At 44.2% G+C, this 22,841-nt stretch carries 19 protein-coding genes and 2 pseudogenes; 6 read left to right on the forward strand and 15 right to left on the reverse strand.

What is annotated here, in order from left to right; translation table 11 throughout:
- Window positions 1-43: 43 nt before the first annotated feature.
- The 6 genes from HHA43_RS06340 to HHA43_RS06365 all read right to left on the reverse strand — a co-directional run bounded on the left by HHA43_RS06340 (window position 44) and on the right by HHA43_RS06365 (window position 7,284).
- A complete protein-coding gene (locus HHA43_RS06340; protein WP_168526016.1) occupies window positions 44-1,105 on the reverse strand; it encodes an enoyl-CoA hydratase/isomerase family protein in 1,062 nt (353 codons plus the stop codon).
- Window positions 1,106-1,126: 21 nt separating this feature from the next.
- Window positions 1,127-1,900 carry an enoyl-CoA hydratase gene (locus tag HHA43_RS06345; RefSeq protein ID WP_168389937.1) on the reverse strand — a complete coding sequence of 258 codons (774 nt, stop codon included), beginning with the start codon at window positions 1,898-1,900 and terminating at the stop codon, window positions 1,127-1,129.
- A 19-nt stretch (window positions 1,901-1,919) separates the two neighbouring features.
- Window positions 1,920-3,047, reverse strand: a complete 1,128-nt coding sequence (locus HHA43_RS06350) for an acyl-CoA dehydrogenase family protein (RefSeq protein ID WP_104470213.1) — start codon at window positions 3,045-3,047, stop codon at window positions 1,920-1,922.
- A 69-nt stretch (window positions 3,048-3,116) separates the two neighbouring features.
- Complete coding sequence (locus tag HHA43_RS06355) at window positions 3,117-4,769, reverse strand: AMP-binding protein (protein WP_168395992.1); 1,653 nt, start codon at window positions 4,767-4,769, stop codon at window positions 3,117-3,119.
- Window positions 4,770-4,852: 83 nt separating this feature from the next.
- The gene (gene mmsB / locus HHA43_RS06360; RefSeq protein ID WP_168418681.1) at window positions 4,853-5,743 is read right to left on the reverse strand and encodes a 3-hydroxyisobutyrate dehydrogenase; all 891 of its coding nucleotides are present in this window, start codon (window positions 5,741-5,743) and stop codon (window positions 4,853-4,855) included.
- A gap of 11 nt (window positions 5,744-5,754) precedes the next feature.
- Complete coding sequence (locus tag HHA43_RS06365; protein ID WP_168418666.1) at window positions 5,755-7,284, reverse strand: CoA-acylating methylmalonate-semialdehyde dehydrogenase; 1,530 nt, start codon at window positions 7,282-7,284, stop codon at window positions 5,755-5,757.
- Between the two features lie 176 nt (window positions 7,285-7,460).
- Here HHA43_RS06365 and HHA43_RS06370 point away from each other — a divergent pair, with 176 nt between their 5' ends.
- Together HHA43_RS06370 and HHA43_RS06375 are read left to right on the forward strand one after the other, a co-directional pair.
- Window positions 7,461-8,345 carry a LysR family transcriptional regulator gene (locus HHA43_RS06370; protein ID WP_104471333.1) on the forward strand — a complete coding sequence of 295 codons (885 nt, stop codon included), beginning with the start codon at window positions 7,461-7,463 and terminating at the stop codon, window positions 8,343-8,345.
- Between the two features lie 132 nt (window positions 8,346-8,477).
- Window positions 8,478-9,155 (forward strand): type 1 glutamine amidotransferase domain-containing protein, encoded by a 678-nt coding sequence (locus HHA43_RS06375; RefSeq protein WP_168418665.1) that lies wholly within the window; start codon window positions 8,478-8,480, stop codon window positions 9,153-9,155.
- Window positions 9,156-9,276: 121 nt separating this feature from the next.
- Here the strand turns inward: HHA43_RS06375 and HHA43_RS06380 are convergent, their stop codons facing one another.
- The 7 genes and pseudogenes from HHA43_RS06380 to HHA43_RS06410 form a co-directional block, all read right to left on the reverse strand.
- A complete protein-coding gene (locus tag HHA43_RS06380; RefSeq protein WP_168418664.1) occupies window positions 9,277-11,031 on the reverse strand; it encodes a bifunctional protein-serine/threonine kinase/phosphatase in 1,755 nt (584 codons plus the stop codon).
- 62 nt (window positions 11,032-11,093) lie between these two features.
- Window positions 11,094-11,201 (reverse strand): annotated as a pseudogene (locus tag HHA43_RS06385) (formate/nitrite transporter family protein); the annotation flags it as partial.
- Between the two features lie 131 nt (window positions 11,202-11,332).
- Window positions 11,333-11,485, reverse strand: a pseudogene (locus tag HHA43_RS06390) (transposase); the annotation flags it as partial.
- A gap of 98 nt (window positions 11,486-11,583) precedes the next feature.
- Window positions 11,584-11,859, reverse strand: coding sequence for a hypothetical protein (locus HHA43_RS06395; protein ID WP_168461656.1), 276 nt, complete (start codon window positions 11,857-11,859; stop codon window positions 11,584-11,586).
- 99 nt (window positions 11,860-11,958) lie between these two features.
- A complete protein-coding gene (locus HHA43_RS06400) occupies window positions 11,959-14,136 on the reverse strand; it encodes a TonB-dependent siderophore receptor (RefSeq protein ID WP_168542099.1) in 2,178 nt (725 codons plus the stop codon).
- Between the two features lie 55 nt (window positions 14,137-14,191).
- Window positions 14,192-15,379 carry a phosphotransferase enzyme family protein gene (locus HHA43_RS06405; protein ID WP_168542101.1) on the reverse strand — a complete coding sequence of 396 codons (1,188 nt, stop codon included), beginning with the start codon at window positions 15,377-15,379 and terminating at the stop codon, window positions 14,192-14,194.
- Window positions 15,380-15,471: 92 nt separating this feature from the next.
- Complete coding sequence (locus tag HHA43_RS06410; RefSeq protein WP_168419301.1) at window positions 15,472-16,053, reverse strand: hypothetical protein; 582 nt, start codon at window positions 16,051-16,053, stop codon at window positions 15,472-15,474.
- Between the two features lie 197 nt (window positions 16,054-16,250).
- On the opposite strand from HHA43_RS06410, the gene umuD reads away from it, so the two are divergent.
- Together umuD and HHA43_RS06420 are read left to right on the forward strand one after the other, a co-directional pair.
- The gene (gene umuD / locus HHA43_RS06415) at window positions 16,251-16,865 is read left to right on the forward strand and encodes a translesion error-prone DNA polymerase V autoproteolytic subunit (RefSeq protein WP_168419300.1); all 615 of its coding nucleotides are present in this window, start codon (window positions 16,251-16,253) and stop codon (window positions 16,863-16,865) included.
- 40 nt (window positions 16,866-16,905) lie between these two features.
- Window positions 16,906-18,201, forward strand: a complete 1,296-nt coding sequence (locus HHA43_RS06420; RefSeq protein ID WP_168542102.1) for a Y-family DNA polymerase — start codon at window positions 16,906-16,908, stop codon at window positions 18,199-18,201.
- Window positions 18,202-18,342: 141 nt separating this feature from the next.
- On the opposite strand, the gene HHA43_RS06425 is transcribed toward HHA43_RS06420, so the two are convergent.
- Window positions 18,343-20,550 carry an OsmC domain/YcaO domain-containing protein gene (locus HHA43_RS06425; protein WP_168542103.1) on the reverse strand — a complete coding sequence of 736 codons (2,208 nt, stop codon included), beginning with the start codon at window positions 20,548-20,550 and terminating at the stop codon, window positions 18,343-18,345.
- 308 nt (window positions 20,551-20,858) lie between these two features.
- On the opposite strand from HHA43_RS06425, the gene HHA43_RS06430 reads away from it, so the two are divergent.
- Together HHA43_RS06430 and HHA43_RS06435 are read left to right on the forward strand one after the other, a co-directional pair.
- Window positions 20,859-21,206, forward strand: a complete 348-nt coding sequence (locus HHA43_RS06430) for a carboxymuconolactone decarboxylase family protein (protein WP_168419297.1) — start codon at window positions 20,859-20,861, stop codon at window positions 21,204-21,206.
- A 32-nt stretch (window positions 21,207-21,238) separates the two neighbouring features.
- Window positions 21,239-21,868 (forward strand): class I SAM-dependent methyltransferase, encoded by a 630-nt coding sequence (locus HHA43_RS06435; RefSeq protein WP_168542104.1) that lies wholly within the window; start codon window positions 21,239-21,241, stop codon window positions 21,866-21,868.
- A 167-nt stretch (window positions 21,869-22,035) separates the two neighbouring features.
- On the opposite strand, the gene dsbG is transcribed toward HHA43_RS06435, so the two are convergent.
- The gene (dsbG, locus tag HHA43_RS06440; protein WP_168542105.1) at window positions 22,036-22,794 is read right to left on the reverse strand and encodes a thiol:disulfide interchange protein DsbG; all 759 of its coding nucleotides are present in this window, start codon (window positions 22,792-22,794) and stop codon (window positions 22,036-22,038) included.
- Window positions 22,795-22,841 lie beyond the last annotated feature (47 nt).

Consider the following 22,841-nt stretch of genomic DNA (forward strand, 5'->3'; position numbering starts at 1 on the left):
ATTTGAAAGAGGGTTTTTTATTGATATTTGAATGTTTAGCTGTTTAAGAAATCTGCTCCAGCGGCTGCGTATTCCAGACCGGCCACAAAGTTTCCAGCACTTTTTCAAAAGCAGTATTGTCAGTTTGCCATTGCGGATTTTTATCTTTATCGACAATTAAAGCGCGTACACCTTCAATAAAATCACCTTGCTGCATCCAGACATCCTGTAAATTGCGTTCCAGCTGCATTGACTTTTCCAGCGACAAGTTTTGCCCGACCTGTTGCAGCTTTAAGCTGACCTGTTTGGCCATTACTGGACGCTGCTGCAAAATAGCCAGCATTTTCTGCGCCCATTCCTGATCTGGACCGGTACCTGCCTGAGCCAGACTGTGTTCAATATCATCCAGCGTTGCATAAGAGAAATGGGCATTGATCTGCTCGATACGCTTTTGCAATTCACTTTCTGCCGGATGGGTAATAAAGCTGCTGATGATTTTGCGGATTTCAATCGGGTTGAGTAGCGGCGCTGCAATTAACGCTGCTTCTAATTCAGCAAAGCGCGCACTCGGCACATGATAGTCAATTAAATCTAAATACAAGGCATCGCTGCTGCTGATCTGTTCACCGGTCAGCGCCATATATACACCAACATCATCTAGCCGTGACAGGAAATGGGTGGCACCGACATCGGGGAAAAAGCCAATTGCAGTTTCCGGCATGGCAAAGCGGGATTTTTCACTGCTGATCTTGATATGACAGGCTTGCGCCAGACCAAAACCGCCGCCCAGCACATAGCCATCCAGCATCACCATAACGGTTTTTGGAAAATTGCGGATGTTGCTTAACATGCGATATTCAGTGGCAAAAAAATCCTGATATTGGGTATTGCCGGCCTGATAACTGTCATACAGATAACGGATATCACCGCCCGCGCAAAAGGCTTTCGGACTGTTGGAATTGATCAGGATGGCCTGTACCGCAGCATCCTCACGCCATTGCTCCAGTTGTGCCTGAATACCCTGAATCATCGGTAAGGTTAAAGCATTTAAGTGGCTGGTCCGGTCCAGGCTAATCATGCCCAGACCACCCTGCACACAAATGGCTAAATTATTGTCCGTACTCATTTATTTTTCCTATTATGATTTTTATTGATGGCTAAATTGGGCCGGGCGTTTTTCGACAAAGGCCTGCATACCTTCTTTCTGGTCCTGACCGGCAAAAATGGAATGGAAAATACGTCGCTCAAAACGCAAGCCTTCGGCCAGACTGACTTCAAAAGCACGGTTGATGGATTCTTTAATCATCATCACTGCTGGCAGGGATTTTTCGGCAATTTTTTCTGCGGCTTGCAGAGTTTGCTCTAACAATTCCTCTTTGGCAAACACCCGTGCCACCAGTCCACTTTGTTCAGCTTCCTGCGCGCCCATCTGGCGGGCCGTCAGACACATTTCCATGGCTTTGGCCTTACCAATTGCCAGGGTTAAACGCTGGGTACCGCCAATGCCCGGCAATACACCCAAAGTCACTTCAGGCAGGCCAAATTTGGCATTATCAGCACAGTAAATAAAGTCACACATGAGCGCCAGTTCGCAGCCACCGCCCAAGGCATAGCCACTGACTGCGGCAATTAACGGTTTACGGCGCTGGGCGATGCGGTCGGCCAGACTGAAAAAATCATCCAGATAAATTTGTGGAAATGTGAGATCTGCCATTTCTTTAATATCGGCGCCGGCAGCAAAGGCTTTTTCTGAACCGGTAATCACGATACAGCCAATATCCGGGTCTTTTTCCAGCCGGTCCAGCGCCTGATTGACTTCGGCAATCAGCTGATGGTTCAGGGCATTTAAAGCTTTCGGGCGGTTTAAGGTTATCAGTCCAACCCCGTTACGCTGTTCAAGTAAAATTGTTTCCCATTGCATGATCAATCTCCCTGTTCAATTATAAACTACGTGCAATCACCAGACGCTGAATGTCGCTGGTGCCTTCATAAATCTGGCAAATACGCGCATCCCGATAAATACGCTCGATTGGAAAATCTTTTAAATAGCCATAGCCGCCAAAAATCTGTAAGGCTTTGGAACAAACCCGTTCTGCCATTTCTGAGGCAAACAGTTTGGCCATGGAGGCTTCAGTTAAACAGCTTTCACCAGCTTCTTTTTTACGGGCCGCGAAATGCACCAGCTGCCGTGCTGCTTCAATTTCGGTGGCCATGCTGGCCAGCCGGAAAGAAATGGCCTGCTGTTCAAAAATCGGTTTGCCAAAGGCCACACGCTCATGCGCATAGCGGCTGGCTTCTTCTAAAGCGGCGCGCGCCAGACCTACCGCCTGTGCGGCAATGCCTATGCGGCCGCCTTCCAGATTGGCCAGGGCAATTTTTAGGCCTTCACCTTCGGCGCCCAGCCTTAAACTTTCATGAATGCGTACATCGGTTAAGGCAATCTGACAGGTATCAGAAGCATGTAAGCCCAGTTTATTTTCCACCCGGATGACCTCATAACCGGGCGTATCACGTGGCACTAAAAAGGCGCTCATACCTTTTTTGCCCGCATTTGGATCAGTTACGGCAAACACAATAATCATGCCGGCATTGTTGCCCGAGGTAATAAACTGTTTGGCACCATTAATAATATAATGATCGCCATCTTTAACTGCGCGGGTTTTAATAGCAGCAGCATCCGAGCCGGTATGTGGTTCGGTTAAGGCAAAAGCGCCAATCATTTGACCTTGAGCCAGTGGCTTTAAATATTGCTGCTTTTGCTGCTCGGTGCCGAATTTGAGAATGGGCACACAGCCAACTGAGTTATGCACGCTCATAATGGCCGATGTCGCACCATCGGCTGCGGCAACTTCTTCTAGGGCTAGCACATAGGCCAGCGTTCCCGTGCCTGAACCGCCCCATTCTTCCGGAATCAGCATTCCCATAAAGCCCAGTTCACCCATTTGGGCCAAAGCCTCTTTCGGGAAAATGCCTTTTTCATCCCATTCGCCAGCATTCGGTTTAATCTGCTCCTGGGCAAAACTTTTGGCCATGTCCTGAATCAGCTGTTGTTCTTCCGTAAATTGCATACCTGCTTCCCTTAATCTTCTTATTGAGATGTCTTTCTTGATCTGTTGGCGTTTTCGTTTTTTACCGTTTTATGCAGTTTTGGCCTGCTGTAATTTGCTGATTTCCTGATTACGCAGTAAAAAGCGCTGAATTTTGCCACTTGGGGTTTTCGGCAGTTCAGTCACAAATTCAATCAGGCGTGGATAGGCATGTGCAGACAGACGTTTTTTGACAAACTGTCCCAGTTCTTCTTCAAGTTGTTGCGTGGCTTGTACCTGCTGGGCCAGCACCACAAAGGCTTTAATTACTTCGGTACGCTCCGGATCCGGTACACCAATCACGGCGGCTTCAATCACCGCATCATGTTCCAGCAAGGCGCTTTCCACATCAAATGGGCCAACCCGATAGCCTGACGTTGTAATGACATCATCACTACGTCCGACAAAGCTCATGCTGCCATCGGCGTGAATTTCGGCGGTATCGCCAGTTAAGTAATAATCTCCAACAAATGGTGATTTACGGCTTTCTTCATAACCGCCAAACCACATCATTGGTGATTGACGGATATCAATCGCCAGAATGCCCGCAGTATCTGCTGCTAAGGCCTGACCCTGCTCATCAACCACGGCAATGGTATAGCCCGGGCTGGCAAAGCCGGCTGAACCTGAACGCACCGGATGCTCCAAGGCATGATGATTACACACCACCATCCCCACTTCGGTCTGGCCATAATGGTCGTAAATGGGCACATCCAGTACCTGTTCAAACCAGCGGATTACTTCTGGATTTAATGGTTCGCCGGCACTGCTGACCACGCGTAATTTGCCACGTAGCTGTGCCATCTGTGCCTGATCGGCAGCCATCATCATCCGGTACGCCGTCGGGGCACCGGCCAGATTGGTGATGCCATATTGCTGAACAATTTCGCAGACACTTTCGGCATTAAAACCACCTTCATAAAACAGGGTCGAATGCCCCAGTAGCAATGGCCCGGTAATGGCATAGTACAGACCATACGCCCAGCCCGGATCTGCAATATTCCAGAACGCATCTTCCGGTTGCAGGCCAATGGCATTTTGCATATAGCCGCCAAATGCAATCAGGGCTTTTAGTGGCACTTTCAGCGGTTTGGCCGGCCCGGTGGTGCCCGAAGTAAACATCAATAAAAATGGATCATCAATCGTCAGCATTTCCAGTTCACAGTGCTCGTCCTGACCCTTCAATACGCTCCAGAAACTGAAATCTTGCGGATAGGCATCGGCCTGGCGCTCTGCATGCACGGTCACAATGTCTGGACAGTTCGCAATATCCACCAATTTATCGCGATTGGCCAAATCGGTGACCACCAGCTTGCTTTGAGCCAGCTGAATACGGTGTTCAATGGCTTTGGGTCCAAAGGCGGTAAATAGCGGCTGATACACTGCCCCAATCCGCCAGGTGGCCAAAATAGTAATGATCAGTTCCGGAGTGCGTGGCAATAAGCCAGAAACGCGGTCACCTTTTTGCACACCCTGCGCTTTTAAAAAGCTGGCAAACTGGCTGGCATATTTTTTTAGCTCGGCAAAGCTGTACTGCTCTTTGCGGCCATCTTTACCATGCCAGTACAAGGCAATCGCATCTGAACCGGCGTGGCGGTCGCAGCATTCAAAACAGGCATTAAGTGCCTGCATGGTGCCAGACAGATACTGGCGTGCAACCGTATTGAGATCAAATTCCTGAACCGTTTTTTGATAATTTAACATATGTACCTCAGCCTGAATTTATCGTTATTACTGACAAGGTGTATGGATGTAGCCTGTCCCTGCTCCATCATGTTGCTATTTTTTTACGCTGTTGGCGCGGTATAATGATGCATGATGCTGGAGAAATCCAGATGTGCATGACCTTCCTGACACAACTGCTGATACAGCTGTTGCACCAGACTGCCCAGAACAATCGGATGCTCGGCCTGATGTGCAGCATCAACCGCCAGCCCTAAATCTTTCAGCATCAGTTGTGCGGCAAAACCATCGGTATAACCACGAGATGCTGGCGCATTGGCACAGATATCTGGCCACGGATTATAGACTTCAGAACTCCAGCAGCGCCCAGATGAGCTGTTAATGACTCCGGCCAGCGCTTGCGGATCAATCCCGAGTTTTACTCCCAGTGCCATGCCTTCGGCGACCGCCGTCATGGAAATACCCAGAATCAGGTTATTACAGATTTTTGCCACCTGCCCGGTGCCAATAGCACCACAATGCACCAGATTTTTCCCCATCGCACTCAGTACCGGCTTCACTGCTTCAAATGTGGCGGCATCGCCCCCAACCATAAAGGTCAAGGTGCCTTCTTTGGCGCCTAAGGTTCCACCAGACACCGGTGCATCACAGACCTGAATCTGTCGAGCCTGTGCGGCTGCGGCCACGTCCTGAATGGTTTTCGGGTCAATGGTGCTGCTGTCGATACATAAACTGCCAGCCGGCAGCACGTTTAAAATACCCTGTTCACCCAGATACACCGTGCGTACATGCTGGGCCGCAGGTAGCATGGTCACCACCACATTGGCCTGTTGGGCTGCATCTCGCGGACTCTGGCAAACCACGCCACCGGCCTGGGCAAAATGTTCTAAAGCGATCTCGCTCAAGTCATAGCCAAACACTTGATGGCCGGCTTTGAGTAAGTTCTGTGCCATGGAGCCGCCCATGTTGCCTAAACCAATAAATGCAATTTTCATGGTCATTCTCCTTAACGCAGACTGATGGTGGTATTCACACCGGCGCTTTCCTGATCATCTTCAAACCAGCGGCTGGTGATGGTTTTGGTCTGGGTATAGAACTGCACCGCCTGTTTGCCATACGGGCCTAAATCACCGAGTTTGGAGCCACGGGAACCGGTAAAACTGAAAAATGGTACCGGTACTGGAATTGGAATATTAATACCGACCTGACCAATATCAATCTGGTTCTGGAAAGTACGTGCGGTACTGCCGCTTTGGGTAAATAAGCCCACGCCATTACCAAACGGATTGGTATTAATCAGCTGAATAGCCTGTTCTAACGTATCGACATGAATGATGGCCAAGACCGGACCAAAGATTTCTTCCTTATAAATGCGCATCTCGGTCGTGACCTGATTAAAAATGGTCGGACCAACAAAATTGCCTTGCTCATAGCCGGCAACCTGCACCTCGCGGCCATCTAGCAGCAGTTCTGCACCCTGCTCGACACCACTGTTAATCAGGTCAATCACACGGGCTTTGGCACGGGTTGAGATGACCGGTCCGACATCGGTATTCGGTTCATGGCCAGCATTGACCTTTAAGGTTTTGGCTTTATTGACCAGCTCATCGACCCAATGCTTGCTTTCACCGACCATCACCGCCACAGACAGGGCCATACAGCGCTGACCGGCGGCGCCAAAGGCTGCACCAACCAAGGCATTTAAGGTCTGTTCTTTATCGGCATCCGGCATTACCACCACATGGTTTTTGGCGCCCATCATTGACTGTACCCGTTTGCCATGCTGGCCTGCCAGGTTATAGACATGGGTACCCACCGCCGTAGAACCGACAAAGGAAATGGCCTTGATATCAGAATGCGTACACAGCAGATCGACCACTTCTTTACCGCCATGCACCACATTCAGCACTCCGGCAGGAACACCGGCCTGCATCGCCAGCTCGACCAGCATCATGGTTGATAGCGGATCCTGCTCCGACGGCTTTAAGACAAAAGTATTGCCGCAGACAATGGCCATTGGGAACATCCACAACGGAATCATCGCAGGGAAATTAAACGGGGTAATTCCGGCACAGACACCTAAGGGTTGCTGCATGGTATAGGTATCCACCCCGCGCGCCACGCCTTCAATATACTCACCCATTTGCAGCGAACCGACCGAGCAGGCATGTTCCACCACTTCCAGGCCACGCTGAATATCACCTTCGGCATCTGCTAATGTTTTGCCCTGTTCAGCGGTCAGGACTTGTGCAATACTTTTTAAGTTTTGACGGATCAGCTCCTGCAGTTTCAGCATAATCCGCATACGGGCCTGAATAGGTGTTTCACGCCAGCTGGCAAAAGCCTGTTGGGCTGCGGCAATGGCGGCATTGACTTCTTCTGCAGTGGCAAACGGCACCTGACCCAGAACCTCCTGGGTAGCAGGATTGACAATATCTTGCCAATGACTGGTTCTGGAGTCGATAAATTCACCATTAATCAGCAGTTTTGCCGTGGTGAGGCCGGTATTCGAATGGGGATGATGAATCGCGTTCATGGTCGCTCCGTGCTGGTTTGTTATTGTCGTTTTATCTGCCTTTACTGGCTGTTTTTAACGTATTATTTTTACGCTGTTTCAGCAGACTAACAAAGAACACTTTTGGCACCAATAGAGATTGGCGCACGACGATTGTGCAAATTTGCACAGAGATTTAACAGGATGTTAAACATAAAATGAAAGTTGATTGGGATCACTTACGCTTTTTTCTGGTCTTGGCCCGGGCCAAAACCCTCACCAATGCTGCGCGCCTGATGGAAGTGGAACACAGCACCGTGGCACGGCGCATTCAGGCGCTGGAAAATACCTTGGGTACCCAGCTGTTTAAACGTGAAGCCAAAGGCTATGAGCTGACTGCGGAAGGTCTGGCACTGGTGCCCCGCGTCGAACAGATGGAACAGTCTTTTATCCAGATTGATAAACGCCATGACCCTTTACAAGGCCGGGTACGCATTGGTGCGCCGGAAGGTTTCGGGACGGCGTTTCTGGCCCGGCTGCTGGCGGAGTTTTCACAGCATTATCCTTCGCTGACTATTGACCTGATTCCGGTGCCAAAAACCATCAAACTTTCACATCGTGAGGCCGATATTGTCATTTCAATTGACCGGCCCAAATCCGGGCCTTATATCATTACCCGACTCTCAAATTACTGTTTAAAACTGTACGGCAGTCAAAGCTATTTACAGCAAAACCCACCAATTAGACAGCTGGAAGATCTGAAACAGCACCGATTTGTCGATTATATTGATGATCTGGTGTATAGCTCGGCGCTGTATTCGCTGGAACGTTTGCCGCTGCAAGTGACAGCTTGTTTTCGCAGTAACAGTATTCTGGCCCAGCAGATTGCGGTCAGTACCGGCGCCGGACTGGCAATTTTGCCGCGATTTCTGGTGCATGATAAACCCGATCTGCAAGAAGTTCTGGGCGATCAGGTCAGTTTTACCCATACCTTCTGGATGTTGACCCTAGTTGATTTACAGCATGAGCCGAAAATCAAACTGGTCTGGGATTTCCTGCGCAAACAGGCCGATGTGCAGCAGGCCCTGTTAATGGGCACTTAAAATCCTTTGCAGTATCTGGAGATTGACACATGCCGATACAGCAACTGAACGTATCACAACACTTAGCGCCCATTACGCTTGCTAAATTAACAGCCGATGAACCGAATAATATGAACCATTCAGGAAAATGATATGAAGATTCTCATCGTGCTGACCTCTCATGACCGTCTGGGTGATACAGGCAAACAGACCGGTTTCTGGCTGGAAGAACTGGCCGCCCCTTATTATGCTTTTGTTGATGCTGGCGCCGAGGTGACCTTGGCCTCTCCTAAAGGTGGTCAACCGCCTCTTGATCCCAAAAGTAATGAACCCGATGCTCAGACCAAAGCCACCGAGCGTTTTAAGGCGGATACCGCCGCCATGCAAGATCTGGCGCAGACACGCAAACTCAGTGAGGTGTCGATTGCCGATTTTGATGCCGTGTTTTATCCGGGCGGTCATGGACCCTTATGGGATTTGGCCGAAGACCCGGATTCTATCTCTTTGATTGAACAAACATTGCAAGCCAATAAACCGGTGGCGTTGGTCTGCCATGCGCCGGGAGTATTACGTCATGTCAAAGCACAGGATGGCCAACCATTGGTCAAAGGCAAGACTGTGACCGGTTTTAGTAATACAGAAGAAGATGCGGTTGGGCTGACCAATGTTGTGCCCTTTTTAGTTGAAGATATGCTGAAAGAATACGGCGGGCAATACTCAAAAGCCGAGGACTGGCAGGTGCATGTACAGCAAGATGGTTTGCTGATTACCGGACAGAATCCGGCCTCCTCAGAGGCGACCGCAGAAGCGTTATTGAAATTCTCGAAATAAGCATAGCCATCGTTTTTGTGCTTAATAGAAAACTCCTGAATGGATTATTCAAGAGTTTTTAAATTGTTCGGATTGAACAACTCTTGAAGAATGATGCCCACCGGTTCAAGCAAGCTGATGTCTAAACACTAAACATCAACGCCAAAGACAACAGCAAGCATAAAAATAACATAGCTGAAACCGCCTGCCAGAATCTAACAGGATTTTTATCCAGCAAGGAAGACTGAACCGGCTTTAAAAAATACCGGTTAGGATGCTTAAGATCATACAGAAATTCCGACAATACCTCATAGCGTTCATTTGGCATCAGGGCCAAGGCCTTATGCAAGGCTCCATCAATCCACACCGGAATATCTGGCCGATATTCTAAAATTGAATGATAACGCACCGTTTTTAGCTGTTTAAGCGTCTGACAACGCGCCAGTTCGGTGCCATAGGGTAACTGTTTGCTAAGTACATAATACAGTACCACGGCCAGTGAAAACTGGTCTGAACGGGTGGAAACCGGCCGCGAGCAAAAATATTCCGGCGCCATAAAGGCCAAGGTGCCCAAAGCCGCGGCATGTTGCGGCTGTGATTCGGAAATCCCCTTGACCAGGGTTGCACCAAAATCAATCAGTTTTAGCTCTAACTGTGCATTCAGCATGATATTTTCAGGGCGAATATCCTGATGCAGCATGTCCAGCCGGTGAAAAGCCTTCAAACCTTTAATGATCTGTTCCGTAATCTGGATGGCGGTTTCAAGCGCAATCGGCTGGCGCTGCTGATGCAGCCAGGTATTTAAGGTCTGGCCAGATAAATATTCATAGGTTTGAAAATAATAAGATTTACTGCGCTGATGCGGATAGGCCGCTAAAACTTGTGGATGCTGAATCCGTTTCGCCACCCACTCTTCCAGCAAAAAACGCTCCAGTGCCTGCACATCGTGGGTTAAATCCAGTGACGGAATTTTAATGACTAGTTGCTGCTGCCACGTCTCATCCCAAGCCAGATATAAACGGCTACGGTGGTTCTGGTGCAGCACGTTTTGAATCCGGTAGCCTTCAAACTGCTGACCTATGCTTAAATCCGGGGCCAGACTTAGCTGGTTGTGACTTGGCTGAAATTGTGACTGGGCCTGTTGTGGCAGCTGCTGTACCTGCACAATTTGCAGGGTTAAATTGTCAGGACTGCCCTGCGCATCGGCCAGATGGACCAGCATTTCTGCTACCTGGTCAAGATCTAAAGTTTCGGGGCTGTGAAGTGCCTCGATAATTTGGCTGTCCGACAGATATTCATATACACCATCGGTCATCAACAGGAAAATATCATCCTGTGCCAACGGCAGACTCAAATAATCCACCTCTACTTTCTGCGCCACGCCCAAAGCCCGGCTTAAATAGCTTTCCCGGGAAGATAACCAGACCCGATGATCGACACTGAGCTGTTCCAGCTGTTGCTCACGCAAGCGGTAAATACGGGCATCACCAATATGAAACAGATGTACAGTTTCATGTTTGAATACCAGCGCGCTAAAAGTGCAGACATAGCCGCGGTCTTTATCGACACGGCTCTGACTTTGCTGGGTCTGGGCATAGAGCCAGGAATTGGTGGCACGAATCACCCGGTCGACCGAAGTTTTGACGCTCCAGGAATCGGGCGTCGAAAAGTAATCGGCCAGAAAACTGGACACAGCGGTTTCACTGGCGATATGACTGACATTGCTGCTGCTAATGCCATCGGCAATGGCGCAGGCAATGCCCTTTTGCTGTGCCAGATAGCCCTCCGGAACAGCCGAACCATGAAAATCCTGATTGCTCTCTTTGCGGCCGGCAGCACTATATTGCCCAAGCCGAATTTGAAGTGAAGTCTGGTGTGAAGATGGCAAAGTGGACATGCGCTGATCTCAACTGGCTGGAATCTTCCCTGATTCCTGAACTCATCCTGTGGGCTTAAAACTTAGAACTCACGTTTTGGTGCAGTGCGGACATGCGTGGTGTAGAGTGCAAGACCAGTTAAAGCCAAACCACCTACCAGGTTCCCCAGCGCTACCGGTAACTCATTGTATGTTCTTCGTTTTTTCGCAAGAGATGCGATGGATGTCTGATTATTTGTAGTCATAAGTTTAAGTCCCCACTTGTTTCTAAGTGGGGACTAAATTAAGGCTTATAGGATGAATTCAGAAGGTGTGTTCAGCGGACGCTTACATTAATACTATGTTGCAGTGCGACCGAAGCGATCGAGGTATTAGGATTTTTACAGGCATTGACAATACTGAGTTTGAATTCTTTGCTGTATGTTCTGCGTTTTTTAGCAACAGGAGGTGTTGCTGAATATATATCCATGTTCATGGATTAAGTCCCCACTTGTTTTTAGGTGGGAACTAAATTAAGGCTTATAGGATCGCTTGGTAAGGCTGTGTTAGCCGGATGCTTACTCATGTATATCGTTATTGATGAGATTTAATCTCAGACATGATGTTTTGAATGGATGCTTTATCGTGAATTTGCAAATGATCTCTGATGTAGACGAGTTTATCTATATTTTTTTGAAATACAACTTGTTGTTCAGGATCAGCTAATTTAGCCTGTCTACTCAATTTGAATATCAAGCTACAAATACTTTCTCTGACTATTTCATAGTCAACAATTTCTTTATATTCAATATCTTGTTGATCTAGTGAAGTCTTATCTAAATGATCTAAATTAAACTGAGTGAGCTGCATTATAATCTTAACCCAACCCTAATTTTGACTAATTTTCAATCAAAATCAGGGTTTCACTTATTTTTCTATCTAAATCTCTTTCGCTTTTATACGACAGATTTAGAAATTCAGATTTAAAGAAAAAGTTGCTGTACGTGGCGCACCTAAGAATAAATAATCATCGCCATAGAATTCACCTGCATCACGCCAGTATTTTTTGTTCAATAAATTATTGATATTGAAACGTAACTGCGCATCGGTTGTATTTAACTTAAATTGATAAGCAGCGCCTAAATCAAAGACGCTATAACCACTCACTTTTGCAGTACCTTGTTTATTGGCATATTTGCTCGAACTATACTGACCACCCGCAAGTACTCTAAAACCTTCAATAGTCGGTACTTGATAAGTCAGATGCGTTGCAAAACGAATTTTAGGTACATTTTGCGCTTGATGATTGCCATATTCAACCGCTTCAACATCATCCAAACGAGCTCTAGTCAATGCTAAAGATGAGCTAAGTGCTAAATAATCGCTTAATTCTCCACTTAGTCCTAATTCTAAGCCTAGACTGTGTTGCTCACCTTCTTGAACAAAATAACGCTTATCTGAGATCGGCTTAGAGTATTGATTGTCTTGACGTAAATCAAAAATAGCTGCCGTCAATAAAAAGTTATGAATCTGTTGTTTTAAGCCAATTTCATATTGTTCAGAATGGATAGGTGCTAATGTATCTGCACTATTTTCTGCAAACCAAGGTGCAGTTTTTCCATCTGACAGCCCTTTTGCATAAGAAGCATACACAGTTGTTGATTCCGTTGGGCTATAACTTACTGCAAATTGTGGTAGAAATTTGCCTAAATCCGTATCACGGACTTGTTCGGTTTCATTATAAGCTTGCTCATCAAGCTCGATCCATTTCCCGCCCATCAAAGTAGACCATTGCTCATTCCATTCAATGCGATCTATAACCGTAAAAGCAGTTTGCTTACTATCCAAAGCTTTAAAATAAGGACCAAGATCTCCTTCTTCACGAATCCTATCATAGCTATCTTGGTAAATATTACCTACATAATCTGTTGAATTTACGTATTGATATATACCTGTGTAGTGATGTCTAGATTTATCTGTTTGAGTCAAATCAAAACTAAGATGATGCTTTGCCCAATCGGTATTGACCAAGCCATCTAACTTTATTTTAAATTGATTGGTTTTAAATGTGTCATTTGGGTTTTGGTAGTCATAAAGGTCATATTCTCCCTGCGCACCAAATGTGTTGCACGAATATGCTTCCAAACATCCATCTCGGTAATAACCAAAAGGAAATATTGAATAATCATCCACTTTAGATTTGCTATGCGAGGCAACCAATCCTAAATTCCAGTCATCATTAAACGTATAGTTGTATTTTAAACTGCTATTTAGGCTGTCAATTGTGACAGGCTTGCCCCAACTTTGGTAACCCAGCAAACGCTCCCATTTCACGTTTTGTGGTACTTTGCCATCAAGTAATTGATAACCTGGTACAGATTTTTGTTCTGAACGCTGTGCTTCAAGATCAAACTCGAATTTGGATTGTGCTGTAGCTTTCCAGTCCAGTGCTAATGCCGCCAAATAACGCTCGCCATCTACATGATCGACATAAGAATCAATCTGTTCATTGACTAAATTGATGCGATAGCCAAATTGTTGATCTTTCCCCCAAAATCCTCCCACATCCCCTGCGACTGCAAACTGCCCATGTTCATCTGCAGAAAAGTTAAGTGCCTGAATATCTTTAGGTCGCTTAGTGACATAATTGACCACGCCGCCCGGTGTAGACATACCACTTTGAATTGCAGAAATACCCTTTAAAATTTCCACACGTTCTTTATTTTCAAGTGCGACGTTTTGTTCACCACGTATCACATTGCCATTCACTAAATAACTTGATGCTAAATCGAGTGCAAAGCCACGTGATACAAAGTTGGGATAGTAACCAATCGCAGCATAACCATCGCCCACAGACGCATCATTTTTAATGACATCACTCAATACTCGTGCTTGTTGATCGGCAATTACATCTGCAGTGACAACAGAAATAGAGGCATGTGCTTTTTGTAGACGATCTGTGCCTAAACCTTCAATTTTTACTGTAGAGCTAAAGTACGGCGTTGATTCATCGGCTGTAATGACAATCGTATCGAGCTGTTGCACACCATTTTCAGCATAAACCAGAGGTGTCAAACAAAGCGGTGACAGAATGATAGTTTTTAAAGACGTAGTTAATACATTCTGTTTGAATTTACGATTGTACATACGAAACCTTGCATAAAAATGGGTGGTGATACTTGAGGCATTTGATAGGCGCAGATTATGACAATTCGCGTTGAATTAATCGAGTTAAAGTCTGGGTAAATTGCTGCCCTTGTTCTGAATAAAACCAATCTACATGCCCAATAATCCAATCATAATAAGCCGCATCTGCATGTTTTTGGTTTTTGGTAATTCCAATAAAATACTCAAGCTCTGAAAATGCAAAATCCAAATGTACGATTTTGAGCAGTTCGGGCAAAATGCTAAAGTCTTGTTGTGGATGCTGTTCGGCAAAATAAGCCTGTAAAAATGCACTCAAACCCGCTTCATCAATCTTTAGTTGTGATGTATGTGCTAAGGCTAGCCAATCTACAAAGTTACGCTCAATCGTTATGGCAAGGTCATAAAGCGCTGAATTTCGATCTGACAAGCCAAAATCAATCACCGCTGTAATATTGGCATCGGCACTTTGCGTAGACCAAAACAAATTGGAAGCATGCAAATCATTATGTGTCCAAATTTTAGTCGCCTGCTGCAATACATGCTTAATTTTACGATGTGTCTGGAATATGCGCTCTAAAAAAACAGCATCTAAGTTTTTATCGGCAAAATAACGACTCAATTCAGGGCTATTATCAATACGTTGCTGAATAGCCGTTACAATACTTTCACTTTCTAAAAGCTGCTGATTCGAGACCAAATAACGAGCCGATCTGCCGTGTAACTCAGGAAAATCCTGCATGGCGATATGCAGTTTAGCAAGTAAACTTCCAACTTTGGCTGCATGCTCGGTATAGAAAAAAGGAGTCCAAGATTGCTGATCGACATATAAATCAAAGCCTACTGCTTTTTCATAGACCTCATACGTCCAATCCCCCATCTCTAAAGCTCTCAGGCCGCAATTTGAGGCAATCAATGTGGCAACTGGAATGTCTTTACTGGCTAAATGTTGCAGGAAGGCATGCTCTTGCAAAATATCTTGAGCATTGCGAAATGAACGATGGCTACGCTTAATGAAATATGAGTGAAGATTTATTTGACCCGTGTTAGATAAAACCTGCGTAACTTCAACCAGTACCGCAGAAGAAAATGGACGTGGACTACACCACAGAATTTGAACGTTACCTTGCAAACGTGGGTAATGCAGTTGCAGGCGGTGTAATTCTGGAACTGTAATATGGGCCCAATCTTTATTTTCCCAGTCGCTCCCCATGCCATGACCTAAATCATGCGTGATTGTGGTCATTTGAGATATTCCTAAACCTGATCAGCATTGTGCAATCGTATATTCCCTATAATCCATCCAAAATAACTACTTTTAGATGGATGCACTCCAAATTAATTCACGATCTTTGCCTGCTGCAAGCGTAAATTGACGTCGTCTATAATCTGATCTAAACCAGTGTCATAAGCCGCTTCACTCACAAAAGACACCATATTTTGCGTGACTTGCGGTAAATTGTAATCTGCATACCATGACAATGAGTTCACCTCTATTTCACGCTCACCTTGTAAAATCACAAATCTTTTTTGCATCCAAGCCTGTAAATTTTCACCCGTATAAGCATCATAGAAAATAATATCGGTCAGATAAAAATCTTTCATCATATAAGAATAGGTCACACTATTTTCTTCAGGCTCATAATTAAAAAAAGGTGTTGTGGTGAGATGAAACTCAACTAAAAATTGACGTTTTAAACGATGATTTTGGTATTCCGCTCTGACTTTGATCGGACAACTGATCTGTGCAAAGTCAATTTCATGTTCGGAGTTTTGTTTAAAATATTCAGCCAAAGAGAACACCTGATGTTTAATGAAATCCTGCATTAAAAACTCAGGTTCAAGTTGTGAATTGATTAATCCCAACAGTAAAGATTCAACTTCTTCTTTCGTTAAATAAATGTCTTCAACAATATGCATACTCATCTCTAAATTTACTGCTGCGATAGAAAAATCCTAACGGAAAGCCCTATGTTTGTATAGCTATGCAAAAGTAGAGTTCATTTCTATTCAGTGGCGAATCACCTAATCAGATTGAATCTTGATCACAATTTCAGTTATGCTATCAACACATCAAATTACACTTCAAACACGCCTTGTTGCGTAGGAGTCATCTCATGTCCAAGAAGTTACCTATTTACTTCTCTGATGCTGCTTGGTCGTCATTACAAAAAATTATGGGTACTGAAGGCAAGCCTAGCCCAACCTTAAACTCCATTCTAGAGCAGATGGAACTGCTGAATAAACAAGACTTTCAGCCTGTTTGCAAACGTACCGTTTTACCGCTTCCAGTTGCCGTCGAATCCATTCCTGCAGGCTTTCCCTCTCCTGCCCAAGACTATATTGATAAAAATATTGATCTGAATGAGTATCTAATTTCCAATGAAAATGCGACCTTTTTAAATGTGGTACGCACCACATCTATGATTAATGCCGGGCTTGAATACGGCGATATTGTATTGGTAGATCGCAGCAAAGAAGCCAAACACCGCAGCATTGTAGTGGCCCTAATTGACCAAAAAGACTTAACCATTAAACGCTTGATGATTACCGCCAAAATGTCCAAAAGTGAGTTGGTGGAACATTTTGGTGAAGACTACGACCCTGCTACTTTGCCTGATGCTTGGCTCAAAGCTGAAAGCCCTGACTATGACAGTATTTATTTGAAAGATGGGCAAACGTTTGAAGTCTTTGCCGTGGTGACTTGGAACTTAAAAAACCTGATGGCTTAAACCCGCACACCATAATAAAAGCCAAATAAGCAGAATATTCATGAAACCTTTAAAGCAAATTTTTGCGCTCATTGACATTAATAATTGTTATGTGAGCTGTGAACGGCTGTTTCAACCACATCTGAATCATCGTCCAGTGGTGGTCTTGTCCAATAACGATGGTTGTGTGGTGTCACGTTCCGAAGAAGCCAAACAACTCGGTATAAAAATGGCTGTGCCTTTTTATCAAATTCAAGAGCAGATCAAACAACACAATATTGCCGTCTTTTCGAGTAACTATGCTCTCTATGCAGAAATGTCCAGACGTTTTAATAATACGATTCAACAGTTTGTTAGTGCCAAAGACATTGAAATTTATTCAATTGATGAAACCTTTATTGAACTGAGTTCGTATTCTCAAACCGATTTAAATGAATTGGCACAAGAAATTAAAGCAACTTTATGGAAATGGCTGGCTCTACCTGTCTGTGTGGGTATCGGTCACAGTAAAACTGAAGCAAAACTGGCCAATCATATTGCCAAGAAAAATAGCTATTTCAACGGCGTGTGCAATTTAATAGATATGGATTTATGTAGCAAAGAAGCCTTATTTCAACTCATTGATGTTGATGAAGTCTGGGGCGTGGGCCGAAAACTTGCAAAAAAACTGCATGCTTTAAAGATTCATTCTGTATTTGATTTAGCGATCAGTGATCCTGAACACATGGAACGTAAATTTTCAATTTTAATGAAAAAAACCATATTGGAGCTAACAGGTACGCCGTGTATTGAACTGGAACAAACCACAGCCAGTAAACAGCAAATCATCAGCTCACGTTCTTTTGGACAACGAGTCACCGACATTCATGCACTTTCGGAAGCACTGAGCGATTATTTACAATCTGCTGTGCAAAGGCTTAGAGCAGAAAAAAACTTATGTTCCTGTATGATTATTTTTGCGCAATCTAGTCGTTTTGATCAGCGCCAAGCTTTTTACAATCAATCGGTGACCATTGCCTTTAATGAGCCAACAGATTCTGCCTTAATCATGAACAAAGCCATCATGAAGCATATCTCTACCCTATTTCAGGAAGGTATTGCCTTTAAAAAGTGTGGTGTGATTTTAACGGGAATTGAGCCTAAACAAGGCTACATTCACGACTTACTTGCAGATACAGAGCAGATTAAAAAGCAGGAACACTTACAACAAGTGTTGGATAACGTTAAAAATAAGTTTGGCACACAAAAACTTGCCATTGGTGCATGTAAATTGCAAGACCGTACATGGGCTATGAATCGCAGCAAGCTAAGTCCTAATTATTTTAGCTGGGAAGGCTTATTGGCACTTGGCGATTAGTGCTTTTTTTGTTGTTATCTGATTCGTCTTTGATAGCGTCTAGATCTGCTTTAATTGTGAAGAAAAGATATTCATAAAACTCATCCGAACAAACATCTTTTTGCAATGCTTGTTTGGATGAGCGCACTGGCTTAAGCAAAATCAGCCTTCGTTTAGTCCGACAAACTTAGCACGTGCTTTATGCAGTTTTTTATAGCTTTCAATCAAACGTAAGTGACGATCTAAGCCTTCAAGTTGCATATTGGTTTCAGTTAGACCATAGAAACGTACTGTACCTTCAACTGAGCCCATGACTGCATCCATACGTTCATTGCCAAACATACGGCGGAAATTAACTGCATAATCGGCAATATCCATTTCATCATCTAAAATGACTTCAAGCACGACATTCATACATTGATAGAACAAGCCACGTTCTACGGTATTGGTGTTGTATTGTAAAAATGCTTCGACCAAATCTTTAGCTTCTTCAAACTGTTCTAATGCCAGATAAATCAATAGCTTTAATTCAAGGATGGTCAGTTGTCCCCAAACTGTATTGTCATCAAACTCAATACCAATCAGGGTTTTAATTTCGGTATAGTCATCCAGCTCACATTCTTCCAAACGCTCAACCAAGGCTTCAAGTTGGGCGTCATCCAAACGGTGTAAATTCAAAATATCTTCACGGTAAAGCAAGGCTTTATTGGTATTATCCCAAATCAAGTCCTCCACCAAATACACTTCTGAATAATCGGGCACTAAAATTCGGCAAGCAGTTGCACCTAAGTGTTCATATACCGCCATATAGGATTCTTTGCCCAAATCTTCCAGAATCGTAAATAAAGCCTCGGCTTCTTCTACGTTGCTGTATTGACCATTGTTAGTGAAATCCCACTCTACAAACTCAAAATCTGCTTGCGCACTAAAGAAACGCCAAGACACCACACCACTTGAGTCAATGAAATGTTCAACATAGTTATTTGGCTCTGTGACTGCATTGCTGCTAAACGTTGGTTGTGGCAAGTCATTCAGACCTTCAAAACTGCGCCCTTGCAATAACTCGGTCAAGCTACGCTCTAAAGCCACTTTAAAATTAGGATGTGCACCAAACGAAGCAAATACACCGCCTGTACGTGGGTTCATTAAGGTCACACACATTACTGGGAACTGACCACCCAATGAAGCATCTTTGACTAATACTGGGAAACCTTGCTCTTCTAGCGCCTGAATGCCGGCCACAATACTAGGGTACTTTGCCAATACTTCTTGCGGCACATCAGGCAGGCTCATTTCTTCCTGAATAATTTCACGCTTCACTGCACGTTCAAAAATTTCAGATAGGCACTGCACCTGAGCCTCTGCAAGCGTGTTGCCTGCACTCATCCCATTACTTAAATACAGGTTTTCAATCAAATTCGATGGAAAATATACGGTCTCGCCATCTGACTGACGGACAAAAGGCAATGAACAAATACCACGTTCGGTATTGCCTGAGTTGGTGTCATATAAATGCGTACCAAGCAATTCATCTTCAGGGTCATAAATTTCTAGGCAATATTCATCTAAAACTTCTGCAGGTAACTCACCATTTGGCCCAGGTTTAAACCATTTTTCATTGGGATAATGTACGAACTCAGCATTGGCAATTTCTTCGCCCCAAAATTGGTCGTTATAGAAGAAGTTGCAGTTCAGACGTTCAATGAATTCACCCAATGCAGAGGCAAGTGCACTTTCTTTAGTTGCCCCTTTACCGTTGGTAAAACACATTGGCGATTGTGCATCACGGATATGCAATGACCAGACATTCGGTACAATATTACGCCATGAAGCGATCTCAATTTTCATGCCTAAACCTGCCAGAATACCTGACATATTGGCAATGGTTTCTTCTAAAGGTAAATCCTTGCCGGCAATATACGTGGCTTGAGCTGAGGTCAGGTTCGGCATCAATAAAGCCTGTGCATCGGCATCAATACTTTCGACTTGCTCAATCACAAACTCAGGGCCAGTCTGTACCACTTTTTTAACAGTACAACGATCAATGGAACGTAAAATACCCTGACGGTCTTTTTCAGAAATATCTGCAGGTAATTCCACCTGAATTTTAAAAATTTGTTTATAACGGTTTTCAGGATCGACAATATTATTTTGCGATAAACGAATGTTATCAGTCGGAATATCACGTGACTGGCAATAGACTTTTACAAAATACGCTGCACATAAAGCAGAAGATGCCAGAAAATAATCGAATGGCCCCGGTGCAGAGCCATCACCTTTATAACGAATAGGCTGATCGGCAATTACCGTAAAATCGTCAAATTTGGCTTCAAGACGAAGATTGTCAAGATAATTGACTTTAATTTCCATGCTGGCACACCTAGCGCTGTATGTGCCTGAGCAGACACACAATTTTTAAATATTGATTTATAAGCCGAATCACGGAGGAGAAATTGACTTAAACAATGCGGATGGGAGTTATAAATTAATACTGTACGACCCTACAGTGAACTCCCGAATATGCGCAACATTATAAAGAGATTTATAACAATTGGTAATGCTGTAGATGTAGTTTTACTGGATTTACCTCAAGCTGTATTTTAATATATATAAACATAATATATTTAAATATATGATATATTATATTCATAATCTATGCTGCTAGATGGTGAAACAACATGAAATATACCGAACTCACTGCCGAAATCTCGTCAAATATCAAATCTATGAAAGAGCAATCTCCAGATTTACTCAAAAACTTCAACGCACTGTCTCAAGTTGCCATGAAAGATGGCGTAATTGATGCCAAAACCAAAGAATTTATTGCCCTTGCTATTGGTGTTGCGCAACGCTGTGATGGTTGCATTGGTTTTCACGTCAGAACCTTGGTCAAAATGGGCATGACTTTTGAAGAACTGAATGAAATTTTAGGTATTGCTGTTTATATGGGTGGTGGTCCATCGCTGATGTATGCTGCCAACGCTGTGGCAGCTTTTAAAGAGTTTTCCCCATCTACTACCGAATAACCTTACCTAAGTATTTAAGCTGAGTTAAAACTATGTCAAATATCCATAATGAATGGGATGAACGCTACAGCCAACATGATCATATTTATGGTGAACAAGCCAATGCCTTCATTCAGGAGATTACACAAAAGCTGCCAATTCAAGGCAAAACTTTGGGCTTAGCCGAAGGTGAAGGACGTAACTTGTTATATTTGGCTGCGTTAGCACAAACGAAGGGACAAACTTTTGAGGCAGATTTGTGGGACTATTCACAAGTTGCCTTAGATAAAGCCCAAGGTTATGCCCAGCAACGTGGTCTAAGCCTGAATACCCAGAAGCAAGATTTAAGTCAGGTGAATTGGCAAGCCAATCAATATGACAACGTGATATGTGTATTTGGTCACTTTAACCCTGCAACACAGCAAAAAGTGTTAAATGGCGTGCGTGAAACATTGGTCAACGGCGGTTTATTTATAGGTGAGCTGTACTCAACCAGTCAGCTGGAATATAAAACGGGCGGCCCTCGTGCATTAGAAATGCTGTACGACCCTATCCTGTTTTTAAGCCATTTCAAACATGATCATCTGATTCATTTCTTTGTGGGCGATGTAGAACGCTCAGAAGGCAAACTGCATCAGGGCAAATCTCATGTGATTCAATTTGCGATTCGTATTCAGAAATAAAAGTCTGAATCTTTACATAAAAAAGGCTTGCTCCAATTCAATTAGAGTTCTTTTATAAATCCTCTTTAAGTCCCTAGTTCAGCCCTCATCCTCTTGCGGAATGTATTCCTCATCCCGCAGGGAGAAGGGACTTTCAATATCAATATTTTGCTTGGGTATTTTAAAAATCACTCAAACACATCTTTTAAAGATTTAGGCATCCCTTGTACAGACTGTAATTCGCCCTGTTTATTTTTCCAAAGCACAACAGGTGTGGCAAATAATTCGTATCTATCCATCAACGCCTGATTCTGTTCTAAAGTTTTTTCAACATGCACAGGCACATTTTTTTGTTCAATCAGCTTCTTTTGACCGTATTGACGATGAAACTCATTAAAGGTCTGCTGTGGATTTTTCGCCATCAACAAGGTGGCTGCCTGCCCTTTACTTTCAGGGCGAATCACCGCCACAATTATGTGTCTCAGCTGAACTTTACCAGACTCTACCCACGGACGTGCCTGTTTCCAAAAGCTATGGCAATACGGACAATTTGGGTCTGAAAACACATAAACAATTTTTTCAGCACTGGTTTGACCATCCTGAATCCACGTTGCATGCTCCAGACTTTGCCACACATCTTCTAGTACCGACTTTTTCACATAGCGATCCAAAGCATCCACCGTTAAATTATTGCCTTGAGCATCAAACAAAGTACCCACAATATAGTATTTCTGATCGTTGGAAATAAACACCGTTGCAGGGCTTTGCTCAATATGCCCTGCCCAACCTGTCATTTGTGCAGGTGCCTGAATTTGCTGCACAAACTTAAAACCCTCTTTTTCAATGTGCTGTTTTAAGTTGTCTTGTGCCTGCAGCATACCCACACTACCAGCCAGACTCATGCCTATCGCCAGTTTCAACATGTTGTTGGTTAAAATAGATGTCATATTTACGGTCCTTGATTTTGGATTCACGGCGGTTTTTCTTTGAAATA

This window comes from Acinetobacter sp. A2, assembly GCF_012371325.1.
Lineage (GTDB): Bacteria > Pseudomonadota > Gammaproteobacteria > Pseudomonadales > Moraxellaceae > Acinetobacter.